Source organism: Achromobacter sp. F4_2707, assembly GCF_047501535.1.
GTDB lineage: Bacteria > Pseudomonadota > Gammaproteobacteria > Burkholderiales > Burkholderiaceae_B > Yanghanlia.
Genome location: NZ_JAZDRJ010000023.1, coordinates 1 through 595, shown reverse-complemented (window position 1 = coordinate 595; position 595 = coordinate 1). Strand labels below are relative to the sequence as shown.

The window sequence follows — 595 nt, the reverse complement described above, 5'->3', positions numbered from 1 at the left end:
TTTTTTACTCGATGATTTTTGCCACAACGCCGGCGCCGACGGTACGACCGCCTTCACGGATGGCGAAGCGCAGACCTTCTTCCATGGCGATAGGAGCGATCAGGGTCACTTCCATCGACACGTTATCACCGGGCAGAACCATTTCCTTGTCGGCCGGCAGCTGGATGGTGCCAGTTACGTCGGTCGTACGGAAGTAGAACTGAGGACGATAGCCTTGGAAGAACGGTGTATGACGGCCGCCCTCTTCCTTGGACAGAATGTAAACCTCGGCAGTGAACTTGGTGTGCGGCTTGATGGAGCCGGGCTTGGCCAGAACCTGACCACGCTCAACGTCTTCACGCTTGGTGCCGCGCAGCAGCAGGCCAACGTTATCGCCAGCTTCGCCTTGATCCAGCAGCTTGCGGAACATTTCAACGCCCGTGCAGGTGGTCTTAACCGTGTCTTTGATACCCACGATTTCGATTTCTTCACCCACCTTCACCACACCACGCTCGATACGGCCGGTTACCACAGTACCGCGACCCGAGATGGAGAACACGTCTTCCACAGGCATCAGGAATGCGCCGTCGACAGCACGCTCAGGCTGGGGAATGTA

1 protein-coding gene is annotated in these 595 nt (G+C 57.1%); it reads right to left on the bottom strand.

The annotated features are described in order from the left end of the window. Positions 1-4 precede the first annotated feature (4 nt). Positions 5-595, bottom strand: a 591-nt coding sequence (locus tag VRY85_RS14855) for an EF-Tu/IF-2/RF-3 family GTPase (protein ID WP_414599379.1), incomplete at its 5' end; no start/stop codon positions are given.